The following is a 19,756-nucleotide window of genomic DNA, read 5'->3' as shown; positions in this document are numbered from 1 at the left end:
CTCTCCCATTAGAGCAAGCATTATTTCTTTCAAGTAGGGGGCTTGCATCAAAGTTGTAAGATAGAAGGGCAAGTCGAAAGTTGATAAAGCACCAATACAGCAGGTATGTGTTCAACTTACTCTTTCGAAAGGCAATTTTGGCTCATTTCTCTCTGCTGGGAAATTTTTGTTCCTCACACATGGAAATCAAATGACCTTTTTAGCATCATTGAAAGAAGTGGGAAAACTTAATTTCACACGAAATGAGCGATCAACCATCTTGTTTAGCAAAGCTTTTAAAAAATAAAAAAGGAGGAAATTTGAATGTTAGACACCATTCGCATTGAAGGAGCACAAGAGAATAACTTAAAAAATATCAGCTTAGACATTCCGAGAAATCAATTAGTGGTCATTACTGGGCCATCCGGTTCTGGAAAATCAACTCTTGCTTTTGACATCCTCGAACGTGAATGTAATCGACAATTTTTAGAATCAAGCGGGTTAGCACCAGATGTGTTTGAACGGCCAAAGGTTGAGCGAATCAGCGGGCTCTCTCCTTCCATTGCCATTAACCAACATGTAACCAATCGAAATCCTCGCTCAACAGTTGGAACCGTAACCGATCTCTATACGTATTTACGAAAACTCTTTGAACAAAAAGGAGAACGACCATGCTCAAATTGTGGCGAAACTCTTCATTCATTACCAACTGGGACAAACGAAGAAGTAGTGATATGCAACAACTGTCAGAAAACCCACGAACGGTTGACCCGTGCTGATTTTTCCTTTAATAAACCTTCCGGCGCCTGCCCAACTTGTTCAGGACTAGGTGTTGCGAAGGAGCTCGACTTAAAACGACTCTTTAATCCAGAGAAACCTTTAAATAATGAGGGAGTAAGCATTTGGTCTGGCTCTTGGGGAGAATACAATACAAATGTCGTCTTAGCTGGAAGTAAGCATTATCACTTATCGATTACTGCAGACAAACCGATTAAAGACTTTTCAGACATCGAGTTAGATTTTCTTTATTACGGAGCAGAAGACGAACGCTTTACACGCCACTTCCCCCATATTAAACCGCCAAGGACGGTTGCAGAAGGAAAATTCGCTGGCGTCTTAAATGCACTGTGGCGTTCCTATAAAGAAAATGGGGAGCATTCACAAGTGGCCGAACTTTTCAAATCAGAAGTGTGTCCAGACTGTCACGGTGAACGATTGCGTGCAGAAGTCCGCTCCGTTCATGTGAACGAAAAAAGGTTGCCTGAGCTTTCCCTTCTCCCTTTGAATGAGCTCTTACATTGGGTAAATAACACCACTGAACAATTCGCCCATGAGGAGGATGACATTTTAGCCACTGTTTTAAATGATTTGCACGAACGACTTGAACGAGTATTACAAGTGGGCTTAGGTTATTTAACTCTTGATCGACAAGCCATTACTTTATCAGGAGGAGAAGCGCAAAGATTACGTCTTGCCTCTATCTTAGGCTCTGGATTAACAGGTGTCCTTTATATTTTAGATGAGCCTACTGCTGGCTTGCACCCCCGGGATACAGATGGACTCATAGCTGTTATGAAGAGTTTATGCGATTTAGGAAATACGGTTCTAGTAATTGAGCACGACGAAGCCGTTATGGAGGCAGCCGATCATTTAATTGATATTGGTCCAGGGGCTGGGCGACTTGGTGGTGAGATTATCGGAATGGGAACAGCTTTTGATCTCATGAAAAATCCTAACTCTATCACGGGGCGCACGCTTGGAAAGGATATTACCCTCCCTTCTAAAGGCCGCAGAGGCAATGGAAAATCTATCACGATTCACAATGCTACAAAACATAACTTAAAACAAGTTTCTGTAGACATTCCGCTTGGAACTCTCACAGCTGTAACAGGCGTTTCCGGTTCAGGAAAGTCAACACTTATTTTCGATGTTTTAGCCACCCAAGAAGGCTGCGAATATATTTCTGGAATGGAAGAAATCGACTCCATGATAAATATTGGACAAAGTCCATTAGTTCGGATGGCACGTTCAAATGTCGCTACTTATATTGATGTCTACACCGATCTGCGCAAACTCTTTGCGGAGCAAGAACGTGCAAAGGAGCTGGGACTTACAGCAAAATTTTTCTCTTTCAACACAACTGGGGGCCGCTGTGATCGTTGTGAAGGAATGGGAAAAGTAGACGTCGATCTCCATTTTCTTTCCAATACACAAGTAACTTGCCCAACATGTAAAGGCAAACGATTTAAAGAGAATGTGCTTGAGGTAAAAGTTCAAGGATTTACGATCTCAGACTTTTTAGAAATGAATGTAGAAGACGCACAAAAACTTGTTTCTGGGAAAAAAGCACAAACAAGATTAAACCTACTCGTCGATGTTGGATTAGGATACCTTACTTTAGGACAGCAACTGACCACGTTATCTGGCGGAGAGGGGCAACGCTTGAAATTGGCAAAAGAATTAAGCGGTTCTCAAAAAGGGCATACACTCTATTTACTAGATGAGCCTACAAGCGGGCTCCACACTTCAGATATTACACACCTTCACGAATTGCTGAATCGCTTAGTAGATGCGGGAAACACCGTCATTATCGTCGAACATAATGTTCCCATGATTTCTTCAAGCGATTATATGATTGACATGGGTCCAAATGGCGGAGTTGAAGGTGGACAAGTTATTGCAACGGGAACTCCAAAAGAATTAAAAGAAAATATCCAATCTGTTACGGGAAAGTATATCTTTATCTAAATAAAAGTGTGAAACCTTCTGAAAAAAACAAACGTCTTTTATGGTTTAACGAATGCCACTGTGATTCTTTGTCTAAATAGACTCCATTTATAATAAACTGAAAGCCTTAGGAAAGAGACTGGCTCGAGGATATCATTAAACCTTGAGAAGGTCTCTTTTTTTATTCCAAATCACAACATATGATTGTTTTTTAACTTCATGTATCAAAAATAACCCTTTACCACTGAAGATCTTATCCCACTATCATCATTTAATCGTGTTAACACCTCTATCATCTATCGATTTTCCTTCATTTTTCACTCTTGTTTCCTTTGCCAATAATAAATTGCTAACTGTGTTCTATCACGAAATTCTAATTTATCTAAAATAACCGATAGCATATTTCGGACAGTTCCAACACTCAAAAAAAGCTGTTCAGCTATTTCCTTATTCGAAAATCCCTGCGCTATTAACTCTACGATATCCGCCTCTCGCTCCGTTAAACCTTCCAAGGCTGCTTTGTCTGGTTCCGTAATTGTTTTTAAAACATCTGCATCTAATATTGTTGAGCCTGCTTTTAATGCCCTAATTTGCTGGGCCATATTTTCAATTGATGCCGATTTTAGTAAGTATCCTGCCGCTCCCGCGTTCAATGCCAATCTAATATTTTTCTCATCCCGAAACGTCGTTAACATCATAATTTGGATAGAAGGCCATTGTTCTTTTATTCTTTTTGTACTTTCAATTCCATTGACAACTGGCATTTGTATATCCATTAAAATCACATCCGGTTGTTCATTTTGGCATAATTCCATCGCTTCTTGTCCATTCATTGCTATATTAATGACTTGCAAATCATGCTCCTTTCCAAGCAGTAACTGTAAGCTTTGACAAACAAGCAGATCGTCATCTACAATCAAAACCTTCATCCATTCAACACCTCCTTATCTAAAGGAATCACACAAACGACTAAAAAACCATTTTCTTGACTAATTGATAAGCTGCCTCCCATGGAGCGGGAGCGCATTTGCAAACTTCTTAACCCACTTCCTGTATGGTCCAGTTTTTTAACTGTACCATTATCTTGGATTGATAGACGTACAATCGATTCTGTCACCTGTAAATCCACCTCAACCTTTGTAGCATTACTATGTTTGGCAGCATTCGTTAAAGTTTCCTTCACACACGATTCTAACAAACTCCATTTATGGGCCGGAACCAAGAGCATATTTCCAGACTTTTTGAACTCCATTTCCTTTTGTTGAAAACTTTGCACAATACTCTCTAAGCTTTCAACACCGATTCGTGTCATTGGTGTCATATTATGGACAGTGTCTCTTAAGCTTTTCGTGCTACGCTCTAAACGATTTTTAACCTCCTGCAGAATTTTCTCTGCTTCTTCAGGTTCTTGAACATATTCATATGCTTGTAAGGCAAGTGTTGCACCTGTTAAATCATGTCCTAAATGATCATGAAGATCTCTTGAAATCCGATATCTTTCCATTAGTTCCGCCTGATGGGAAACCGATTGATTCGCTTCCAGTAAATCTATTATGATTCGTTCCAATTCATAGCGAACTTTTCGTTGCTCATCTACGTCTAATCTATACATTTCTTGATTTTTTATGGAAACAAATGAAAAGGCGCCAAAGAAGAGAGCCTGGAAGAAAAACCAAAATAAGAAGGATGAAGATGCCTGTGCAAAAAATACACCGGCGCATAGGAAAAGAGAAAAAAGGCCTTTTCCTTTTAAAGCAAGTTCAAAAATAGGCAATGCGAAACCGTAATAAGCCATATCCGTATATGGAACATAGAAAAAACAAATAAGAATATCAACTAGTACAAACCAAACTGGCAATGTAAAGCGCCAACGTAGACAAGTCAGAAGCAGTAACAGGAGGATAAGGATAAATGAGCTGGTTTGTGAGTCATCTATCACCCATAAATGAATAAAGACACCCATCATTAAAAAACGCCAGCCATTTATAAATAGAAGCGGTTCCATTCGCTTTTTCATCCTTATCAACCTCTTTAATTTATTTTTCTCGTACTTCCAATAATGACGAATACAATGGTATAAAGCCATAGTCCCCCATTAATCAATAAAAAATCGAGAAGATCTTCTCCAAAAACAACCCAATTAAGGCCTTCTGCTAGCCAATAGGTTGGGAATATGACCGCTACTCGTTTTAACAAATCAGGGAAGATCTCAATTGGAATCAGCAATCCACCAAGAACAACAATAATAAAGATTAATGACATATAAACCAGAAAGGAGGCATCTTTGTTACGATAAATAGAAATCCATGCTAATGCAATCGCTAATGAAGCAAAACTAAAAGATCCATATAGAATGAAGAGCCAACCGGGTTGATAAAGCTCTTGCCCAAAAAGCACACCACCATAAACGACAATGGCACATTGTAGAATAAGAATAACCGAAAAGGCTAGTAGATTTTGACTTAAATATTGAAAATGGCTAATTGGGGCAACGGCTAAACGTTTAACCACTCCTTTTGCTCGATCTTCAAGAATAATCGTTGCTAATCGTATGCCGACAAACAAAATTAAAATACCAAAATACTGATAACCATACGGTAGAAAAGGCCATTCTTCTCCATTTGGCAAAAAGATACAAGCGATCGGGAAAAGGGTAAGAAAAATTAAATTAGTTGTGTTACTGAAACTTCTTTTTAAAGCAAATTTAAAAATGGTCACCCTATTTTCCGCCTCCCTAAAATGAGCATCACAATAAATAAGATGATAATTGCTCCTAAGAGAATATTCGCTTGAAACCAAGCCCCTTCAGGATTAGATAGCCCCATCTGGCGAACTGAATCTATTGATAAAGTCAGCGGATTTCCATATGATCCGAAAAAATCGAAAAAACCATTCTCGGGCATCGGAAAAAATAACCCAGCTAAGACTATAAAACTAATCCCATACACTTCACTTAATCGTTCAGCAATTTTAAAATTTTTGACAGAAAACGTAAAAATCAAGCAAACAATGACCGATAAAACCGCCATCAAGGAAATAATATAAATCATCCACAACCAATTCTGCCAAACTACACCTAGAACAAATTGAGAATACACCATTAATACAACGCCTAGTAGAATGGAAAATAAAGCACCGCACATCATAATCGAAAAAGCATACATCGTTTGCTTAAAGGGTAAAGCATACATTCTCATTCTATTTTCTGTAAATAGATCATTGTAGATGAGGGACATGACAATTGAACCACCAAACAACTGAAAAACAAATATCTGGGACATTGAAGTTTCGTTAATATATGGGACTCCTGATTCTGTGACAGCCCCTGAAAGGATAAAAGAAAATACTGTAAGTAAAATGATGGGAACGACAAGCAGGAGCAGTAAAACGATGTAGTTTCTCAGCATTCTTAATGCTGTATACTTCACTGTTGAAAGAACTCTCATGATTCGTCCCCCCCATCTCTTAGCTGCTTACCTGTTAACGTAAGAAAGACGTCTTCTAGATTAGGTTTATCAGCCTGAATTCCTAGTACTCCTGCATATTCCTTCACAATGGAGAGGATTCGGTCTAAATTACCCGAATGAACAGCTGAAATAACGGTGATTTGGCTTCCAGATACGACAACCTTTTTAACTCCAGCTATCTTCTCTAAACTTTTAATGGGGACTCTTTCAGGATCCGTCACATCCATTTTCACTTTTTCTTCGTGCTGCACCGTTTGAATGAGTTCATTTACTGTACCTTCCTTAATAATTTGACCTTGGTCCATAATCACCACTCTAGTAGCAATGGATTGAACTTCCTCCATATAGTGGGTTGTATATAAAATCGTCGTACCACTATCTCTCAATTTTTTTACCGCTTCTAAAATATAATTTCTTGACTGGGGATCAATTCCGACCGTTGGTTCATCCATAATCAATAGTTTTGGTCGATGTGTCAGGGCACAAGCAATATTTAATCTACGCTTCATTCCACCAGAAAACTTTGTTGGCATCTTTCCTCCCTTATCTGCCAAACCAACAAATTCCAATGCCTCTGCTACTCTTTTTTTCTTTTCTTCTCCTTTTAACCCATAAACCCCTGCAAAAAATTGCAAGTTCTCCTTTGCTGTTAATTCTTCAAATACCGTAATTTCCTGCGTAACTAAACCTATTTTTTCCTTATTTTGATTGGAAAACGGATTTTCTGTTTGTCCAAAAAGCTCCACTTTCCCCCGTTCAAAAGCAGTAATTCCGGTCAACGTCTGAATTAATGTTGTTTTTCCCGCTCCGTTCGGACCAAGCAAACCGATAATTTCTCCTTCTTGAATATCTAAATCTATATAATCCAACACAAGCTGTGATTCATACCTTTTCACAACACCTTGCATAGAAGCAATCATCATATTGTTCATCCTTTCTTAACTTATTACCTCCATTATTCCAAAGTCCATTCACCCTCGATAGTTACATTTGTCATTAAATAAAGCCGGACAAACATTCCATGTCAATAATAAGCAGTGGTAATCTCAGTAATAATCCTATCAAGGATAATTCCTTTCATCGGCGACGATCAAAATACACGACCAATAGCCCCGCAAAATGACTGCAAATACATTTATGGCTCACAAGTTAACGACTCTAACACAATCCAAATGTAATATAAACTCCACTGCTGCAAATTCACATTGCCAAAAAAATGTTCAACGTTAACTGAATTTATAGCTTAAAGCCATTCTACTGCTCATTTTGAAGCATTATAATTGAACTTAAGCACGTTCTCCCGGTCTAGTAGCAAACATTATTGAAAAATATATCCGATTGAACGAGGGTAAACTTCATGGATCTAAAGTGGGAAACGAAGTATGTAATCTTTCACAACAGAATTTTCGCTGACTTCTTGAAGAGTATTTAAAAATGAATCTCACTTTTATTCCACAATTAAAACCACCAGTTCATTTTGAACTAGTGGTTTTAATTTACTGGAATCCATGATTCTACTTCGGTGTTAAGACGATTCCCATTCGGTAATACTTCTCCCTGAAATTCATTTTTTAGTTAAGGTTTCATTACTCACGGTGATCGAAAGCTAAACAAGATCATCCTCTTTTTTCTGACTAAACTAAGGAGTTCGCCTGGAAAAAACACTCAATCTTTTCCCTTTACTTGAATAAATCCCCATATTGTGAAAAGAAGCCAGCATCCACTTATTAAATAGGCACCGACAATATCACTTGGATAGTGCACCCCTAAGTAAATACGACTTATTCCAATAAGGGTGATAAATAAAGTACTAGTGCAGAGCAACATGATTCGGCCGCTTTCCTTAGGAATATGTCTCCATAACAAAAAGGTAATAATGCCATACAAGGATAGTGCTGCCATTGCATGTCCGCTAGGAAAACTGTACCCATCTTGAACAATCATTCTATAAAAGTTAGGTCGTTCTCTTTGAAAAAAAAATTTAAGTAGCACATTTAAAATCGCGGAACCAACTAGGACTATAATAAAGAGAATGATTTCAATTCGTTGATGAAATACCTTATATAAAATCAATACGATAATAATTGAAATCACAATTACTCGAACTTTATCACCGATATAGCTAAAAAACTTCATGATATAAGTGAATGTTGGATGTTCTAACCCTTGAATACTCTTTATTAGTTGTAGATCAATATTTTCTACGAAATCAGAATCATATACCATTGCTAAAAAGATAAAAAAAGCCAAACTAAAGAAACATAATAAAAGTAAATGATTGTATTTTGTTCTCAATGATTTATCCCACCAACTCATATGACTTTACATTTGTGTAAAAATAATTCACTCATTTTCTTTATCTTCCCCAGTATTTCCTTATTTAATATGCTTTTATGTCACAAGACGCCCACTCTACCTTCTTAGCCTATACTGGCAACATCAAACGAGTGGAAGAAACTGGTCTACCAAAAATAAGTAGGGCGATACAAACCTTTAGGAACTGGCAGACTGAAATCCTAAATAGTTTTGTCTATAACTATTTAAATGGATTTTTAGAAAGGATCAATAACCTGACAAAAGTCATAAAGCGAAATGCTTTTGGTTATAGATGCTTTGAGAGATTTCCGCAAAAATACTACTAACACATAAGTATAAAAGAATAGGAGTTCATATCGGATAGTGGAGGATAGCAAATATCCTTTTCATATGATGATGGATGCTACATCCATCATCATATGAAAGGCAACCAAGCGAAGCGAGGTAGCCTTAACTCCAACCATTGACGTTAAACCTTCCTTTTTCAATATGCAACATTATTTTTTCAAAATTCACTCATAATAGTTAATGTTTGTTCACCAAGTTGACCTTTACCTATAACCCTGCCATCAGATTTATTTCATTGGCTTTTTTTTATTTACTAGAGCAAGTTCATCCCAAAACACTAAACACAAAACCTGTAATGCTTTAAAAATTATTAGTCCTTATCATTACTACTTAATTTGACCAAATATAGCTGTGCTAAGTTCCGTAAAACAAAAGCAGGTATAAATTTACATTTTCATTATAAAAAAGCGAATCCTCCTCTGAAAAGGCAGGCATAACAAAAGCAACAGAACACGATCAAGGTCAGCTTGAAATCAGGGTAGAGGAACAAGGACTACATGTATGTGTTTGACCGTAGCAATCTCGGTTACGAGCGCTTTGATCGCATGATAGTACGTTCTTTTCTCAATTCAATTCTAATATTTGTTGTCCCAAATTCATTAATTCTCGATCATGTGTTACTAAAACGACACTTGTACCATCTTTATTCAAATCTACTATGAGTTGAATGACTTCATCTCGACTTCGTTCATCTAGATTACCAGTCGGTTCATCGCAAATTAATAGTTTCGGGTCGTTTATAAGCGCTCTTGCAATTGCTATTCTTTGTTTCTCACCTCCTGAAAGTTGTGATGGAAAATGTTCTAATCGATCAGATAAATTTACTTTTTCAAGAAGATGAAGAGCCTTTTCTTTCACTTTATTCTTGTTCTCAAAAGGAAGCAAAGGTAGCATGACGTTCAATAAGCAATTAAATTGAGGAAATAATTTAAAATCTTGATAGATAAACCCTAAATATTTTTGTCTATAATTTTGCAGTTCATCTTCATTTGCTTCACTTATGGATATATTACTAAATTGTATCTGGCTCCCTTCATCCGGGGGGAGGAGACCTGCCAAACATTGTAGTAATGTCGTTTTACCTGAGCCCGATCTACCTAAAATGGTGATCCACTCACCTTCTTCCAGATTAAATGTAATATCTTTTAATATTTGAATTTCTCCGCTTGCTGTTTTATACGTTTTATTTAGATTCACCACATTTAATTGCATTTAGCGCACCTTCTTATATCCAAGATTAATTGACTTATGGAGGACATTGGACAATACGAACAAAGAAACTAATAAAATTATGGTGAAAAGCATGACCGCAATTCCTCCGACCCATATTAGTGAATCTTCGATCCTACCAAATAATATTTGATAGCTAATTACACTTATAAGGACACCTATAAAAACAGATATTCCTGACCATAACGCTACTTCTTTTAAATAAAAACTGTACAATTGTTTTTTATTCCATCCAATATGATGGAAAGTGTTTATTTCATCTGAGCGTTGTTGCCATAGGGAAAGCAATGATTCTATCAAGGTTAAAATGGTTAGCGAATAAAGAAAAATTAGCAAGGCACTATAAAACCACTCCATTTGTCCATGGACATATATACCTAACGTCGTTTGCGTAGTTTGCTTTTCTTGCAGTACCATTACTAATGTTAAAAATATTGAGACAATTGTCATTATACAGGTTTGAAACATGGAAAAAGTAATATGACTGCGATAATACCAAGTGTTTTTCCAAGTAATTGTCCCGTTTCTCGCAGGAGAGTACTCCTGTTTGACATTTAATTTGTGAACTTTTTCAATTAGAAACATAGATAAGCAAACGATAATGAAAACAATAACTAAACTAATAATTAATAAGGTTTCTTTCATAATAAAACTAGCCACTAACATCATAATAAAAGCTAACATAAAAGGGATGCCTAATATCAGAGACCACTCATTAAAGCGCAGTCTTTTAATGTGCTCTTTCTTCCATCCAAAGCTCATTAGAAGTAATTCATCATTTCGACGAGACTTTATTAAGTTCGAGAAACTAAAAATGATATAGACAAGACTAACCATCATAAAAAAAGTAACTAGAATAATTTTGCTAATATCCCAGCTTTTTAGAATTGTATCTGCTGCGCCCAAGGTTGTCCAAGGTTGAATAACCTCACCAATTCCTTCTACATTAATGGTCAATGATTGATTGGATGCACCTGCAACAATATCAACTGTGAATCCCTCAGATTCAAATTCCGCAGCCATATTTTTAATTTTATCGGCTGCAGATTTATCGTATCCAGAAATATCAGCTACTCTGACTCTAATGGCATCAATAGGCGTATCTGTTTTCAATCGTTCTGCCCATTTTATAGAGATGAGCCCATGTGCCGGAGTTGTAATAAAACTTCCTGGCAATGATGTAGGTTGTAAAACCGTCTCTTTATCTTTAGCTAAATAGGTATGATGAATTCCATATATACCTAGTGGGGATGCGGCTAATTTCTCTTCATGTTGATCTACTTCAAAATATCCGACATGTTTAAAGTAAAGTCCCTCACCCTCTATCACATTTGGACCTTCAGTAACAAAATTGATTTCTTTTTGTATATCACGATAAAGAGGAATATCTGATTTCTCATCTTTTCCAATTTGTTTAATGGATATTTCATTACCTAAAAATTGATAATTAACAGGACCAACACTATAATAAGTCTTTTGACTGTCAGAACCAATGGTACCCCACATTTCTTCCTCTGATGGATGCTCCTCATAATTCAACAAATGGTAATCCTTATCCGCATACAAATAATTATCATAGAATGGAGATATTGCTTTCGAAAAATCAAGTTCATATATTTCTGTCGAGATTGATGTTTTTTCAGCCATTTCTTTCATTAACTGGGTATGTAATTCTTTATCCCGATATGACAATGCCTCAAAGCCAACACCATTATCTGAATCAATTTTATATTTATGCTTAAGTTTCCGTATATCATCCTCACTAAGGTCAATGTTTTCAATCTGTATTGAAGCTTTTAATGGAACATTGGCATCTTTTAATCCGAGGATTGGAATTTCATCAAAATCGGGGTTTAACCCTGAAGAACTCACTTCTAGCTTCGAATAATCCTCGCCGGTCAATTTTTTCTCTTCTTCTACATCTATTGCTACAACTTGATGATAAGTTAGTGGAAAAAGAAATGACGGATACTCTCCCCAAAATACATTGACTAGTGAATGATCGGTTATAGTAGAGTAATCAGAAAACCGATTAGGATCTGGAAATGAGTAAGCCGTATATGTCTCTCCTAAATCATAAGTATTGACTCCATCTGTCGTCGAATATTTTACTGTATATCGGACCGAGTCGCCTCTTTCAGGTAAAGAATAGTTAATGGCACTGGCGGTATAAAGTCCAATTGCCGCAACTGGTGCTGCTACTTCAACGTCATCTCGATTCTTTACACTCTCCCATTGTTCAATAGAAATCCCACCATTGCCAACACCTAAATAATTTTCTTCCACTAGCCCTAATTTTTTCTCAATCGGAGTTTGGCTATTCTCCGGGCGTAGCAAAATATCGTAATCGCCTCTTGAGAAATCATATATATCCTGTTGTATAGTTTTATTTGCAGAATTTAATGACAACATCGAGCAAGATAATAGTATAAAAATAATCAATAATAGAAGAATCAATTGAATTATTTTCCTTTTTTTAGAAAGGGTGATTTTCATGGACGTTCACCTCCATATAAAATAATACTCTGATTCGATAAGAACCAGAGTAAAAAATATTAGCAGTTCTCCATTTTTACCATGCTTTTACGGTGATGCTCTTACTAACTACACGTGAGATATTTAACTGATCTTGTGTTTGAGCACTTGCAGTATAAGACTTTTGGTACTGATAGCCTGGATAGCTATGGTAAAAAGTTCTACTTTGTTCATTTCCTCTACCATCATAACGCTGTCTTATAGTGCTATCACCTGGAGCAAAATAAAATACATGCGGCCCATTGGTCGATGTTGTTCCAACTTTAAAATCATATCTTACACCAGCAGTAAGCGCACCACGAGGCACAGTAAAAACACATGTAGGAACAGCAGTAGCTACGACATTCTCTGTACTATTATTTGAATCACTTTCATCTTGGTTGGCAAATACACTAACACTAAACACTAAACATAGACCAAGTACAGCTGCTAAACTACTAAACAATTTTTTCTTCACTAATAATACCTCCTTTTTTTTACTCAAAATCCAAATTTAACCTTTCGAATGTCATTATAACAGATTTCAATATATTGTAAATTCTAAATCAAATAATTTTGAATTTTGTAATCATTTTAACAACACTTCTATTTAACAAAACCATTTTCTATTATAATAAGCGGTAATATTTAAGAAATAATGCATAAAATTGTGGGAAATCCACATTTTTATGCCTATTTTGGAGGGACAGCCTTTGGTAAACTATAAATACAGGAAATAAATTTTCATGCAGGTTGCAGGTGAAAATGGAAAGGGATCATTCTATTTTCTTAGTCAAGGATCCTGTCAAAACAATAGAGTACGATATTTTAATCAATTACCCAAAAGGTTTTAACCGATCAGTTAAAACCATTAGAAAAAAATTGCCTTGTAAAAAGAGTGATATTTAATAAGACCTCCTAAAGTAGAATGATAAGAGATCATATATCCCTGTATTAAGTGCGATATGTGAATGGGGAAATCGATAGCTCCCCATCAAAGAGCTCGTAATAATATGGTGAAACAATTAAGGAGCTGAACTAATCTGATGCACAGCTTTTTTCATTCCAGCAGTTTTTAATTTTACTCTTCAATACTAGAGATCATGGGTAACAAAAAGAAAGCAAAGGTTCATTCTCGCCTTTGTACGAACGTAAGTTAGTTCAGCATAAGCTTATCGTCTTTCCAACAAAACGATAACATTATTAAGAAAGGTGACACAAATGTATGCAAACACAAACTATCCAACTTATTAACCTTGCCATTGGAAAACCAAAAGAGATGCGTTACGGTTCAGAGGAGAAGATATTGAACACGGCCATTCAAAAGGAAATAGTAAAAGAAGCTTATTTAATGAAGGAAGGATTTATCGGTGATGGTGTGGCAGATTTAGTTAACCACGGTGGCCTTGATCGTGCCGTTTGCTTTTATCCTGCTGAGCACTATTCCTTTTGGGAAGCTGATTATGGGAAAACTCTAGACTCAGCCGCATTTGGTGAAAACATAACGATTTCCGGATTAGATGAACGTACCATCTGTATTGGTGATATCCTTCAAATCGGTGAAGCGACTGTCCAAATTACAGAAGGTCGCGTGCCGTGTAAAACCATTGACAGAAGAACTGGCATGGAAAAGCAGTTCAAAAAAATGATAGAAACTGGTTATACTGGGTATTTTGGTAAAGTTCTTAAAGAAGGAAAAGTGCGTTTCGACGACAGCATCAGCATCATTTCCAGACATGAAGATGCGGTAACCGTATATCAAGCACATCAAATCTATTTTCGGCAAATCGTTGATGAAGAGACACTTCAGCAATTAATCACTAATCCATCGCTTTCCGATAATTGGCTTCAACATTTGAAACGTTTATTGAAAGGCGCTGAATCATGACCTTTTTCATTTAATTCTACTTAATTGACAAAATAATTCTAATTTTGTTACTATAAATAAAAAATTTTCATAACATAACACAATGATTAGGAGTTGTAAGGAAGGTGAATTGTCCAGAAAACTGCCGGTTGCTGAAAGGCAGTCAATGAGCTTCCCCAACTCGCCTAGGAGTGGTTAGACTGACATGCAGGTCTAAACGGAGCAAATCCGTTATAAATTGATGAGAAGGTTTACTTTTGTTTTGGCAAACGAAAAAGAGTGGTACCACGTTAGGTAAGGCCTATCGTCTCTTTAGAGGCGACAGGCCTTTTGTGTTTTTTTATCCTAAAAAGAGAGGGGTTTTTATGATGATCATTCGGGAAGCAGCATTGTCCGATGCTGAAGGCATAGCGAAAGTGCATGTTGATAGCTGGAGAACCACTTACAAAGGAATCGTCTCCGATGTCTTTCTTGAACAACTGTCTTATAAAAAAAGAACTAAATCTTGGATCGAAAATATACAACGACTGGATAATTATGTAGTAGTAGCAGAAAATGATGATGGCCAAATAGTAGGATTTGCTGACGGAGGAAAAAGAGAATCCAATCTTATTGAGCATTCAGGGGATTTGACCGCCATCTACATTCTCGAAGAATACCAAGGCAAAGGGATTGGAAAAAAGCTTGTTGGCAAATTATCTGAGCACTTCAAAAAACTTGGCTACAAAAAAATATTTGTAGAGGTATTGGAAGACAATAAATCCCGATTGTTTTATGAAAAATTAGGTGCTCAATATTGCGAAACAACGAAGATTACGATTCAAGGTGACGAATTGAATCTAGCGATTTACAAATGGGAGAATATAAATTCGCTCCTTACTCCTCGTTAGTCCACGTACCCTTTTGAAATTCGGCGTCACCTCAGACGTTAATGGTTCAGGCAGCTTGAGAAGTAGCATGCCCTGTACACAATAAGGCGCTCACTTAAAAAGTGAGCACCTTACTATTATCAGTAAAATTCCAGCGTAACCGTTCCGGCTAATTATTTGAGTGGTGTGTGAACTACTATTTGGGTGAAAATTTACTTTAACTGCGAACGTAATCGCTTATTTAAAAAAAGTTGAATTTTGCGTTTTACCCTTTTGTAAAAAGGTTAGAGCAATTCAGTCAGTCTTTTCTCACAAATGCAGCCGATTGTATTGTTCATACAAATAAGAAGTTGTGTTATTCCATTTTTGCTCTTAAAAGAATTTTATCTTATTTAATGAAACGAATAAATCGCTTTTTACCAATTTGCAATACGTCTTCGTTCATTAATACAATGTCTAAATCGTCTTCATTTATTTTTTCATAATTGAGCTTTACGCCCTTTTGTTTAACTAAACGTATAAATTCGCTTTTACTTTTTACGAATCCTTTTTCAATGAGCTGTGGAATGACAGCTTCAACTGTTTCCGCACCAATTTCAATTAATAGTTTGGGAATATCAGCTGGTACTTCCTTTTTGCTAAAAGCCGTTTCAAAATAAGTTAACGCTCTTTTTGTTTCCTCTTCTCCCCAGTATAAATTTGTGATGATTTTAGCTAGTTTAAATTTAATGTCTCTTGGATTAATTCCTTTTTCAAGAAGTTGTTTAATGTTTTCTATTTCATCTGGATGTTCATCCGTTGCCAACTCAAAGTATTTAATGATTAGGCTATCTGGTACTTCCATTACCTTTTTAAACATTACTTCTGCTGGTTCATTTACTCCGATATAATTTCCAAGACTTTTGCTCATCTTTTCTATACCATCAAGACCTTCAAGTAAGGGCATGAAAATGGCAATTTGCTTTTCTAATCCCCAATGTTTTTGAAGTGTACGGCCCATTAGAATGTTAAATGTTTGATCTGTACCACCTAATTCAATATCCGCTTGTATCTCTACCGAATCATATGCTTGCATTAGTGGGTAGAAAAATTCGTGTATTCCGATTGGCACTTGATTTTTATATCTGTTTTGGAAATCATCACGTTCTAATATTCTTGCCACTGATGTTGTTGCTGCTAATTTGATGACTTCCTCGAATGTCAATTTTGAAAGCCACTCACTGTTAAAGCGGACCGTTGTCTTTTCTGAATCTAAAACCTTAAAGATTTGTTCAAAGTATGTTTTGGCATTTGCTTTAACCTGTTCATCACTTAAAGCTACCCGGCCTTTTGCCTTTCCTGTTGGATCTCCAATACGGCCCGTAAAATCACCAATAACAATAATTGCTTTATGACCTAGATCTTGCATCTGCTTTATTTTTCTTAAAACAACGGCATGACCTAAGTGTATATCAGGTGCAGAAGGGTCAAGCCCCAACTTAATCGTAAGCGGAGTCTTTAACGCGTATGACTTCTCTAATTTAGCCAATAATTCTCCTTCGTTTACTACTTCTTGAACACCCTTCATAATCATTTTTAATTGTTCTTCAGGTTTTACAAACATACTAACATCTCCTTGTAATATTATTTCTAATATTGCAAGTTCTATAAGAAACAAAGAATAATAAAAAAACGCCCTCTTGGATTGACCAAAAGGACGATTCATCTCGTGTTACCACCTTTAATTCATAAGCAACTCACATTGCTTATCTTAATAAGTACAGTCGTTAGACGACGATACCTTAGCACATGATTACGGGTGCTAAACCGGTATAGCCTACTAAGGATTTCCTGTTCGGTATACAGCTCCAAGATGTATTCACAATCGTTCAACATGCACCTCTCATCAACCGGTCACTTTCTGTCTGTTTACATGATTGCTACTCTTTCTTATCATAGCCTTTGTTCTTATACTCGAAATGTTTTAAACAAATCTTCGTTATGCAGATATTAATTGTTACTGATTCTAACTATGTTATTTAAATTTGTCAATACGGTAGATTCCTATTTTTGAAAAATCAAAGAATATTGAAGCCGGCATCCCTTACCTCTTTGTAAATACCCACATAAATAATATTGATAAAATAATGGCAATTACAATCACAAATGATTTCAGAACAGCCAGCATGCCTAAAATCATGAACACCACTATCATACCGGTTAAAATTACGATAAATAAAGAAGTCCTTGCTTTCCTTTTTTTCGCCAAGGAAAATTGCCATATACAAACAATCATTCCAAGTACAATCAATAAATTAAACATAACCTTTCACCTCTTATTTATCTTAACTTTAGCGTCTTACAATTGCATCTACTGACACTATATTTCCTCCTTTACCGGTGGACTAAAGGTTACAATCCATTGATGATGAAAAAAGTATAGAGAGTCTACACTGAACATCAGATTTTGACCAACTATCATTAAGTAATAACTTGAAATAGAAATGATTGAAGCAAATATTATTTGAGGAAATCCCATTTCGATTCTAGAAACAATCATTATGAAAACAGCGTAAAATAAAAAAACATCTCCCACTAAAATGATGACGAGATGTTTTTAAATCACATATTTATATAAACCTTTGAAACTGGAATAACAAAGAACTGTTTGCTAAATAATAGCCAAATTACTAAAATTTAAAATTCGTTTTAAAAAATTTCCAGCTACATTAAAGCACCAGCGTTCCCTAACGCTGGTCTAATTTTTCATAAAAAACATACGAGATTTCGTTATATTAAAATCCTCATTTTTCCCTCTCGAAGCCTAAATATCGAGTGCCTTGAAAGTTTAATATCCCAATATCCCCTTCAGAAAGTAAACCATACTCTTTACCAGAAACACGGAACTCCGAACGATCACCACTTTCGAACTCGAAAGTAACGAAATATGTCGTATGTGTGTTTGATGAATGAATGTGGTGATCTTGATGAAGATGCATATTTGAACTACCGGAAACATCCGCTCTTTTTGATTTAACTAGAGCTTGCACGTTTAGCTTTGGAGACTGTTCATTTTTTTGCCACTGTCCTATCCCTTTGAAAACGGAAAACAAAATTCCACCGATAACGATTACAAAAATAACTGCTATAAAAATAGGGACGATTTGAAACATCGTATCACCCATATAAAATGGATCTGACATATAAAACACTCCCTCCGTTTCTATTTTATCATCATATACGATTAAAAGTTGTGCAAAGTTTCATAAAGGAAATACTGCTAATTATGTTATTAGCTTCTCAACTTTGTTGTTCGAGAAAGAAAAATGCCTTGCCATTATTGAAGCAAAGCACTTATTTCTAATCGAAATAACGTTGTTCAGTTTTATTCCAGTTGTTAAAATATCCACTAAAAGAACCAAAAAATGATTAATTCCCTATTTGTATGCCATGAGATATGGCAATAGGATCAACAATAGAATTTTCTAAAAAAATAAAGCATAAAGTTTCCACCCTTAGGGTCACTTTAGTTTAATGGAACTATTCAGACCATTGTCACTTCATTATCTTTTTATGTAAATGATATTACAGAAATTTTATCGTTTATTCTGTTATGTTCAGTTGATAGGTACATACGAAATAATTTCTGGGTACATGTTGTTACCAAATGAGGTCCGGATCTCTTGATAGCGTACCGGAACCAATGTTCCAGATAAATCTGTCTTAAACAGGCCTATTCGTGTTTCTGGTTCATTCCAATTTTTATTATCTATACAATTTTCTGCTTGTTTATAGTAGTAACCAACATCGTAAAGTCCCTCATATTTTTCCCTCACCATTTCCAGTAAATCTCCCTCCTGATAAATCAAGGAACGTTGCTTCAGTTTCAGTATTCCCTCAATAGCATGATTCTCCCAACCCTTTAAAGCTTCTTTATTAAAGGTAGAGCGCTCTCTAATATTGAATTCAGAGCTAAAATGCAAATCGACTAGACTTATATCTTTTTGTTCTAATATTTTTTCAGGAATATCAAATTGAAAGTGGTATGACGAGTTCATTTCATATACTTTCAACTGCTGCGATATAACAATGGATGGAAAAGGAAAGGTTTTTACAATTGATTTTGCTCGGTCTATTCGTGCTTGATATTCCTTTTCAGAAACATTTTCTTCAAAAATAGGGAGATATTTTCCGGACAATAGTAGTCGATTACGTTCTTCATAATTACACTCCAGATACTCCGCAATGCGCAATAGAGTTTCACGATTAGGAATGCGTGAGGAACGGCCAATAAGCAAATTTTTATAAGTAGGAAAAACCTCATCCGTTAGCTCTTGCTGAGAAAAACGCTTCATTTCTGGATGTTGGGTATTAGCATATTCACTTTGACGTTTTTTACGTAAAGATTCAATTTCATTAAGAACATCATGAAGGATATTGCTTTGAGAAATTGATTTCAT

At 36.0% G+C, this 19,756-nt stretch carries 17 protein-coding genes, 1 pseudogene and 2 other annotated features; of the genes and pseudogenes, 5 read left to right on the top strand and 13 right to left on the bottom strand.

What is annotated here, in order from left to right; genetic code table 11:
* The first annotated feature begins 303 nt into the window (after nt 1-303).
* The gene (gene uvrA, locus PZE06_RS12305; RefSeq protein ID WP_150915875.1) at nt 304-2,727 is read left to right on the top strand and encodes an excinuclease ABC subunit UvrA; all 2,424 of its coding nucleotides are present in this window, start codon (nt 304-306) and stop codon (nt 2,725-2,727) included.
* 296 nt (nt 2,728-3,023) lie between these two features.
* Here the strand turns inward: uvrA and PZE06_RS12300 are convergent, their stop codons facing one another.
* From PZE06_RS12300 to PZE06_RS12275, 6 genes are all read right to left on the bottom strand, one after another.
* On the bottom strand, nt 3,024-3,635 hold the full coding sequence (locus PZE06_RS12300) for a response regulator transcription factor (RefSeq protein ID WP_150915876.1): 612 nt from the start codon (nt 3,633-3,635) through the stop codon (nt 3,024-3,026).
* Nucleotides 3,632-4,723, bottom strand: a complete 1,092-nt coding sequence (locus tag PZE06_RS12295; RefSeq protein ID WP_191963703.1) for a sensor histidine kinase — start codon at nt 4,721-4,723, stop codon at nt 3,632-3,634. The genes PZE06_RS12300 and PZE06_RS12295 overlap by 4 nt, the downstream gene beginning before the upstream one ends.
* Before the next feature lie 14 nt (nt 4,724-4,737).
* Complete coding sequence (locus PZE06_RS12290; RefSeq protein WP_150915878.1) at nt 4,738-5,424, bottom strand: ABC transporter permease; 687 nt, start codon at nt 5,422-5,424, stop codon at nt 4,738-4,740.
* Nucleotides 5,421-6,152: an ABC transporter permease gene (locus tag PZE06_RS12285; RefSeq protein WP_150915879.1), complete on the bottom strand. Its 732-nt coding sequence runs from the start codon at nt 6,150-6,152 to the stop codon at nt 5,421-5,423. The genes PZE06_RS12290 and PZE06_RS12285 overlap by 4 nt, the downstream gene beginning before the upstream one ends.
* Nucleotides 6,149-7,096: an ABC transporter ATP-binding protein gene (locus tag PZE06_RS12280; RefSeq protein ID WP_150915880.1), complete on the bottom strand. Its 948-nt coding sequence runs from the start codon at nt 7,094-7,096 to the stop codon at nt 6,149-6,151. Before PZE06_RS12280 ends, PZE06_RS12285 begins: the two co-directional genes overlap by 4 nt.
* Nucleotides 7,097-7,838: 742 nt before the next feature.
* Nucleotides 7,839-8,468 carry a phosphatase PAP2 family protein gene (locus tag PZE06_RS12275; protein WP_150915881.1) on the bottom strand — a complete coding sequence of 210 codons (630 nt, stop codon included), beginning with the start codon at nt 8,466-8,468 and terminating at the stop codon, nt 7,839-7,841.
* Nucleotides 8,469-8,566: 98 nt separating this feature from the next.
* Here PZE06_RS12275 and PZE06_RS12270 point away from each other — a divergent pair.
* Nucleotides 8,567-8,853: pseudogene (locus tag PZE06_RS12270) on the top strand (transposase).
* 548 nt (nt 8,854-9,401) lie between these two features.
* Here the strand turns inward: PZE06_RS12270 and PZE06_RS12265 are convergent.
* The 3 genes from PZE06_RS12265 to PZE06_RS12255 all read right to left on the bottom strand — a co-directional run bounded on the left by PZE06_RS12265 (nt 9,402) and on the right by PZE06_RS12255 (nt 13,059).
* On the bottom strand, nt 9,402-10,049 hold the full coding sequence (locus PZE06_RS12265) for an ABC transporter ATP-binding protein (RefSeq protein WP_137743930.1): 648 nt from the start codon (nt 10,047-10,049) through the stop codon (nt 9,402-9,404).
* Complete coding sequence (locus tag PZE06_RS12260; RefSeq protein WP_150915882.1) at nt 10,050-12,563, bottom strand: ABC transporter permease; 2,514 nt, start codon at nt 12,561-12,563, stop codon at nt 10,050-10,052. It lies immediately after the preceding gene.
* A gap of 76 nt (nt 12,564-12,639) precedes the next feature.
* Entirely contained in the window at nt 12,640-13,059 is a 420-nt protein-coding gene (locus tag PZE06_RS12255; RefSeq protein ID WP_150915883.1) for a hypothetical protein, read from the bottom strand.
* A 357-nt stretch (nt 13,060-13,416) separates the two neighbouring features.
* Here PZE06_RS12255 and PZE06_RS29855 point away from each other — a divergent pair, with 357 nt between their 5' ends.
* The 3 genes from PZE06_RS29855 to PZE06_RS12245 all read left to right on the top strand — a co-directional run bounded on the left by PZE06_RS29855 (nt 13,417) and on the right by PZE06_RS12245 (nt 15,338).
* Nucleotides 13,417-13,503, top strand: coding sequence for a hypothetical protein (locus PZE06_RS29855; protein WP_225315198.1), 87 nt, complete (start codon nt 13,417-13,419; stop codon nt 13,501-13,503).
* 303 nt (nt 13,504-13,806) lie between these two features.
* Complete coding sequence (locus PZE06_RS12250) at nt 13,807-14,469, top strand: MOSC domain-containing protein (protein WP_150915884.1); 663 nt, start codon at nt 13,807-13,809, stop codon at nt 14,467-14,469.
* A 73-nt stretch (nt 14,470-14,542) separates the two neighbouring features.
* Nucleotides 14,543-14,763 (top strand) — a binding site (T-box leader).
* A 50-nt stretch (nt 14,764-14,813) separates the two neighbouring features.
* Nucleotides 14,814-15,338 carry a GNAT family N-acetyltransferase gene (locus tag PZE06_RS12245; RefSeq protein WP_306421198.1) on the top strand — a complete coding sequence of 175 codons (525 nt, stop codon included), beginning with the start codon at nt 14,814-14,816 and terminating at the stop codon, nt 15,336-15,338.
* 367 nt (nt 15,339-15,705) lie between these two features.
* On the opposite strand, the gene tyrS is transcribed toward PZE06_RS12245, so the two are convergent.
* From tyrS to PZE06_RS12225, 4 genes are all read right to left on the bottom strand, one after another.
* Nucleotides 15,706-16,920 (bottom strand): tyrosine--tRNA ligase, encoded by a 1,215-nt coding sequence (tyrS, locus tag PZE06_RS12240; protein ID WP_150915885.1) that lies wholly within the window; start codon nt 16,918-16,920, stop codon nt 15,706-15,708.
* 86 nt (nt 16,921-17,006) lie between these two features.
* Nucleotides 17,007-17,262, bottom strand: a binding site (T-box leader).
* A gap of 138 nt (nt 17,263-17,400) precedes the next feature.
* Nucleotides 17,401-17,619 (bottom strand): hypothetical protein, encoded by a 219-nt coding sequence (locus PZE06_RS12235; protein WP_150915886.1) that lies wholly within the window; start codon nt 17,617-17,619, stop codon nt 17,401-17,403.
* Between the two features lie 481 nt (nt 17,620-18,100).
* Nucleotides 18,101-18,499: a DUF2500 domain-containing protein gene (locus tag PZE06_RS12230; protein WP_095310864.1), complete on the bottom strand. Its 399-nt coding sequence runs from the start codon at nt 18,497-18,499 to the stop codon at nt 18,101-18,103.
* A 414-nt stretch (nt 18,500-18,913) separates the two neighbouring features.
* Entirely contained in the window at nt 18,914-19,756 is an 843-nt protein-coding gene (locus tag PZE06_RS12225) for a hypothetical protein (protein WP_095310865.1), read from the bottom strand.

Source organism: Robertmurraya sp. DFI.2.37, from assembly GCF_029211245.1.
In the GTDB taxonomy this organism is placed as follows: domain Bacteria; phylum Bacillota; class Bacilli; order Bacillales; family Cytobacillaceae; genus Robertmurraya; species Robertmurraya methanolica_A.
Note: the sequence above shows the minus strand (reverse complement) of the source record. Positions and strands in the feature narration are given on the sequence as shown.

Excerpts from the sequence above, each read along its gene's own strand:
- PZE06_RS12280 (WP_150915880.1), bottom strand. The coding sequence starts at position 7,096 with ATGATGATTGCTTCTATGCAAGGTGTTGTGAAAAGGTATGAATCACAG.
- PZE06_RS12260 (WP_150915882.1), bottom strand. The coding sequence starts at position 12,563 with ATGAAAATCACCCTTTCTAAAAAAAGGAAAATAATTCAATTGATTCTT.
- uvrA (WP_150915875.1), top strand. The coding sequence starts at position 304 with ATGTTAGACACCATTCGCATTGAAGGAGCACAAGAGAATAACTTAAAA.
- PZE06_RS12295 (WP_191963703.1), bottom strand. The coding sequence starts at position 4,723 with ATGAAAAAGCGAATGGAACCGCTTCTATTTATAAATGGCTGGCGTTTT.
- PZE06_RS12245 (WP_306421198.1), top strand. The coding sequence starts at position 14,814 with ATGATGATCATTCGGGAAGCAGCATTGTCCGATGCTGAAGGCATAGCG.
- PZE06_RS12230 (WP_095310864.1), bottom strand. The coding sequence starts at position 18,499 with ATGTCAGATCCATTTTATATGGGTGATACGATGTTTCAAATCGTCCCT.
- PZE06_RS12300 (WP_150915876.1), bottom strand. The coding sequence starts at position 3,635 with ATGAAGGTTTTGATTGTAGATGACGATCTGCTTGTTTGTCAAAGCTTA.
- tyrS (WP_150915885.1), bottom strand. The coding sequence starts at position 16,920 with ATGTTTGTAAAACCTGAAGAACAATTAAAAATGATTATGAAGGGTGTT.
- PZE06_RS12285 (WP_150915879.1), bottom strand. The coding sequence starts at position 6,152 with ATGAGAGTTCTTTCAACAGTGAAGTATACAGCATTAAGAATGCTGAGA.
- PZE06_RS12265 (WP_137743930.1), bottom strand. The coding sequence starts at position 10,049 with ATGCAATTAAATGTGGTGAATCTAAATAAAACGTATAAAACAGCAAGC.
- PZE06_RS12235 (WP_150915886.1), bottom strand. The coding sequence starts at position 17,619 with ATGTTTAATTTATTGATTGTACTTGGAATGATTGTTTGTATATGGCAA.
- PZE06_RS12225 (WP_095310865.1), bottom strand. The coding sequence starts at position 19,756 with ATGAAATCAATTTCTCAAAGCAATATCCTTCATGATGTTCTTAATGAA.
- PZE06_RS12250 (WP_150915884.1), top strand. The coding sequence starts at position 13,807 with ATGCAAACACAAACTATCCAACTTATTAACCTTGCCATTGGAAAACCA.